This window comes from Janthinobacterium sp. KBS0711, assembly GCF_000988085.1.
Classification (GTDB): Bacteria; Pseudomonadota; Gammaproteobacteria; order Burkholderiales; family Burkholderiaceae_D; genus Janthinobacterium; species Janthinobacterium lividum_E.
Window position 1 is genome coordinate 1 of record NZ_LBCO01000013.1, and the last position, 4149, is coordinate 4149.

A 4149-nucleotide genomic window follows, 5' to 3' on the forward strand; every position below is an offset into this window, starting at 1 on the left:
TCAACTCCTTCTTTTACTACTCATCGCCGTTTCCGGTGATCCTCAAGTGCCGCAGTGACTGCGTCTCATTGGGGAGGCGAACTATAGCAAAGCCCCGCCAGTCTTGGCAAGGGCTTTCAATCGCTATCCGTGTTTTTGTTCAGGCGGCCAGCAGGGCTTTGACCAGGTCTTTCTTGTCGACAGACTCCGTGGCATCAACATGCAGCGCCTTGAGCACCTGGTCGAGATGATGCAGCATGATGTCGACTGCAGCGTCGGCATTGCCAGCCTTGGCCTCCTCGATGAACAGCGCATGCTCATCCGATGAGCAACTGGCGTCTTCGCTGGACTGCTGGTGTATGGCGATGAGCGAGGTCCGCGCCGTCAGTTTGCGCAAGATTTCCTTCAACACCAGATTACCAACGATATCGGCCAGCAAGGTGTGAAAATCACCCAGCAACCTGGCGCGCAGCGGCAGATCGTTTTGTGCCAGGGCCTGGCGCTCCAGCGCAAGGTGGGCATCGATGCGGCGATAATCATCGGCCTTGGCCATGGCCACGAAATCACGCGCCAGGCCGGCCTCAAGCGTGCGGCGCACGGCAAAGATTTCGCGCGCCTCGCGTTCACTGAGCTTGCACACGCATGCGCCCTTTTCCGGAATGATCTCGATGAGCTCATCCTTCGACAGCATCAGCAAGGCCGCACGGATCTTGGTGCGACTGACCGAATACACACGGGCCAGGGCCTCTTCCTTGAGCTTGGTGCCAGAGGGCAAGCGGCGTTCGATAATCGCCGCCGCAATATCAGCGGCAATCTCTTCCGAAGAGTTGGGAACAACTGCTGTGGTGTATTCAAGCATGCGGGATCTGGCTTTGGCAAAGATGATCAGGAAACCGAACTGATGAAACTGGCCAGTTCCGGTGTCGACGGCGCGGCAAACAGGGTCTTCGGATCACCTTGCTCATGGATTTTTCCCTGGTGCATGAAGACCAGTTGATCGCCCACCTCACGTGCGAAGCGCATTTCATGCGTGACCATGATCAAGGTCATGCCATCCTCGGCCAGCTTGCGCACCACGGCCAGCACTTCGTTCACCAGTTCCGGGTCGAGCGCCGAGGTGATTTCATCGCACAACAGTATTTTCGGCTGCATCGCCAGTGCCCGGGCGATTGCCACACGCTGCTGCTGGCCGCCCGACAACTGGTCTGGAAACGAGCCAAAGCGATCGGCAAGGCCGACTTTTGCCAGCGCATCGCGCGCCAGCGCCTCTGCTTGCTGCTTGCCGATTTTTTTGACCACGGTCGGCGCCAGCATCACATTCTGTCCGGCCGTCAGATGCGGATACAAATTGAACTGCTGGAACACCATGCCGACTTTCAGGCGCAACTGGCGCAAATCGGTCTGGCCGACGGTGACCCTCACACCATCGACGTCGAGCGAGCCTTCGTCGAAACTTTCCAGTCCATTAATCGAACGCAGCAAGGTACTCTTGCCCGAACCGCTGCGTCCGATCACTGCCGTCACTTGGCCTTCCTTGACGCGCAAGTCGATGCCCTTGAGGACGTGATGCGCACCAAAGCGCTTGTGCAATCCATTGATGCTAACGAGAGACATTGATTTTCCTTTCCAGGCGGCGGGCATATAGCGAAAGCGGGAAACACAGGCAAAAATACATCAGGGCGATCAGGCCATACACGGTGAAGGGCGCAAACGTAGCATTGCTGATCATCGAGCCGGCCTTGGTCAGCTCGACAAAACCGATAATGGACGTGACCGCCGTCGCTTTCACGACCTGCACGGAAAAACCGACCGTCGGTGCGACGGCGATGCGCAGCGCCTGCGGCAAGATCACATGGCGCATCTGCTCCATATACGTCATTGCCGTGCTGGCAGACGCTTCCCACTGGCCGCGGGGAATCGCCTCGACGCAACCGCGCCAGATTTCCGCCAGGTAGGCGCTGGTAAACAAGGTCAGGGCCACGCTGGCAGCAAGCCAGGGCGACACTTGCATGCCGCTCAGCGACAGGCCAAAGAACAGCAGGAACAATTGCATCAGCAGCGGCGTGCCCTGGAACAACTCGATGTACATGACAGCAAACCGGCGCAGCAGCCGCGAGCTTGAGGTGCGCATCATCAGTATCGCGATGCCAACCAGGCCACCGCAAACAAAGGCGATCAAGGACAGCAATACCGTCCAGCGCCCCGCCAGCAGCAAGTTGCGAATGATGTCCCACAGGGAAAAATCGCTCATGTCGCTCTCCTCGCAAGCACGTAGCGGCCAAACAGGACGAGCGCGCGGCGCACGCCGACCGCCAGCAAAAAGTACATGATGGTGACGACGAAATACACTTCGAAGGAACGGAAGTTACGCGAGGTAATGAAGCCGGCGCCAAAAGTCAGCTCTTCGGCCGAAATTTGCGAACATACGGACGATCCCAGCATCACGATCACGATCTGGCTCGACAAGGCTGGCCACATCTTGAGCAAGGCCTGGCGCAGAATCACGCAGCGAAAAATCTGGAAGCGCGACATCGCCAGCGCCGACGCGGCCTCGATATGGCCTTTCGGCACAGACTCCACGCCGGCGCGGATGATCTCGGTGCTATAGGCGCCCAGGTTGAGCACCATCGCAATCGTTGCCGCCTGCCACTCGCTCAAATGAATGCCGAGGCTGGGCAAGCCGAAGAAGACAAAGAACAGCTGCACGATGAACGGCGTGTTGCGGATCAGCTCCACATACACGGTGTAGACCGGGAACAGCACGGGCAGTTTCCAGGCGCGCGAGATGGCGCCAAGAATACCGATGGCGACACCCAGCACGGTGCCAACGAGTGTCAGGCGCAAGGTGCCGATTACGCCGTTGTACAGATACTCGCGGTATTCCCAGATACTGCTGAAATCAAAAGTGTATGCCATGGCGCGCTTGACCCGTTACAGCAGGGCGGTGACAGGGCGCGTTGTTTTCAGCCATTTCTGGGCGATGGTATTGAGGCTGCCGTCTTCTTTCGACTTGGCCAGGATGGCATTGATTTGCGCCAGCAACTTCGGTTCGTTTTTATTGATGCCGACGTAGCAGGGAGAATTCTTGATAAAGAATTTGAATTCGAGTTTTTTGGCAGGCTGTTTTTCGACAATTGCGCCAGCCACCACGTTGCCAGTGGCAATCAAGGGCACTTGGCCGGACAGGAAAGCGGAAATGGTCGCATTATTATCTTCAAAACGCTTGATGGTGGTATTGGCCGGCGCAATCTTGCTCAGCTCAAGATCTTCCACGGCGCCGCGGGTGACGCCCACTGTTTTACCTGCCAGTTGCTCGGCCTTGCTGATCGCCTGATCCGCACCACCGAACACGCCGCTGAAGAATGGCGCATACGCTGCGCTGAAATCGATGACTTTTTCACGCTCCGGGTTTTTACCGAGACTGGAAATGACCAGGTCGACTTTTTTGGTATTGAGGTAAGGAATGCGATTGGCGCTGGTCACGGGCACCAGTTCCAGCTTGACACCCAGGCCTTTGGCCAGCAGTGCGGCCACGTCAATGTCGTAGCCAACGGGTTTCATGTCAGGGCCGACCGATCCGAAAGGCGGAAAATCCTGGGGCACGGCCACGCGCAAGACCTTGGCCTTGAGAATATCGTTGAGCGCCTCGGCATGGGTCAGCGGTGCAGCAAGTGCGGTGGCGGACAAGATCAGCGACAACAGGATCGAACGACGGTTCATGGACAACTCCTCAAGGTGGGATGGAGCGTGCTATCCCGTGATGAACAGCGCGCCATAATCCTTGAGCAGTTTCCGTGCCTGCATACAAAGCCTGCATACGATCTGCAAAGCCCCTATTTCTGCATAGTTTTTGAGCAGTGCCTGACTTTCTGCACTACACCATGCACGAATCGGGTGCACCGCGACAAACCCCCAGACGAAAAAAAACCCGCCAATTGCTTGACGGGTTTTTCTCTACTGCGAATAACAAGCCTGACGATAACCTACTTTCACACTGGTTGCAGCACTATCATCGGCGCAAAGTTGTTTCACGGTCCTGTTCGGGATGGGAAGGGGTGGGACCAACTTGCTATGGTCATCAGGCATAACTTGTACTGGCGTTTGTCCTCGGTGGAGCGACAAAGCCTGAATCTGGAAGAAGCAAAGATTGGGGTAATGACTGGTAGTATC

The 4149-nt window shown here is 56.8% G+C and carries 5 protein-coding genes and 1 rRNA gene; all 6 read right to left on the minus strand.

What is annotated here, in order from left to right:
* Nucleotides 1-139 precede the first annotated feature (139 nt).
* Nucleotides 140-838 (minus strand): GntR family transcriptional regulator, encoded by a 699-nt coding sequence (locus tag VM94_RS08710; protein WP_046683157.1) that lies wholly within the window; start codon nt 836-838, stop codon nt 140-142.
* Between the two features lie 26 nt (nt 839-864).
* Nucleotides 865-1593, minus strand: a complete 729-nt coding sequence (locus VM94_RS08715) for an amino acid ABC transporter ATP-binding protein (protein WP_046683158.1) — start codon at nt 1591-1593, stop codon at nt 865-867.
* Nucleotides 1580-2230 carry an amino acid ABC transporter permease gene (locus VM94_RS08720; RefSeq protein WP_046683159.1) on the minus strand — a complete coding sequence of 217 codons (651 nt, stop codon included), beginning with the start codon at nt 2228-2230 and terminating at the stop codon, nt 1580-1582. Before VM94_RS08720 ends, VM94_RS08715 begins: the two co-directional genes overlap by 14 nt.
* Nucleotides 2227-2895, minus strand: coding sequence for an amino acid ABC transporter permease (locus VM94_RS08725; protein ID WP_046683160.1), 669 nt, complete (start codon nt 2893-2895; stop codon nt 2227-2229). The genes VM94_RS08720 and VM94_RS08725 overlap by 4 nt, the downstream gene beginning before the upstream one ends.
* Nucleotides 2896-2910: 15 nt before the next feature.
* Nucleotides 2911-3699 carry a transporter substrate-binding domain-containing protein gene (locus tag VM94_RS08730; RefSeq protein WP_046683161.1) on the minus strand — a complete coding sequence of 263 codons (789 nt, stop codon included), beginning with the start codon at nt 3697-3699 and terminating at the stop codon, nt 2911-2913.
* Between the two features lie 250 nt (nt 3700-3949).
* Nucleotides 3950-4062, minus strand: a 5S ribosomal RNA gene (rrf, locus tag VM94_RS08735).
* Nucleotides 4063-4149 lie beyond the last annotated feature (87 nt).

Bases quoted from the DNA above. Each gene is read 5' to 3' on its own strand.
- VM94_RS08710 (WP_046683157.1), bottom strand. From the start codon at position 838: ATGCTTGAATACACCACAGCAGTTGTTCCCAACTCTTCGGAAGAGATT.
- VM94_RS08715 (WP_046683158.1), bottom strand. From the start codon at position 1,593: ATGTCTCTCGTTAGCATCAATGGATTGCACAAGCGCTTTGGTGCGCAT.
- VM94_RS08720 (WP_046683159.1), bottom strand. From the start codon at position 2,230: ATGAGCGATTTTTCCCTGTGGGACATCATTCGCAACTTGCTGCTGGCG.
- VM94_RS08725 (WP_046683160.1), bottom strand. From the start codon at position 2,895: ATGGCATACACTTTTGATTTCAGCAGTATCTGGGAATACCGCGAGTAT.
- VM94_RS08730 (WP_046683161.1), bottom strand. From the start codon at position 3,699: ATGAACCGTCGTTCGATCCTGTTGTCGCTGATCTTGTCCGCCACCGCA.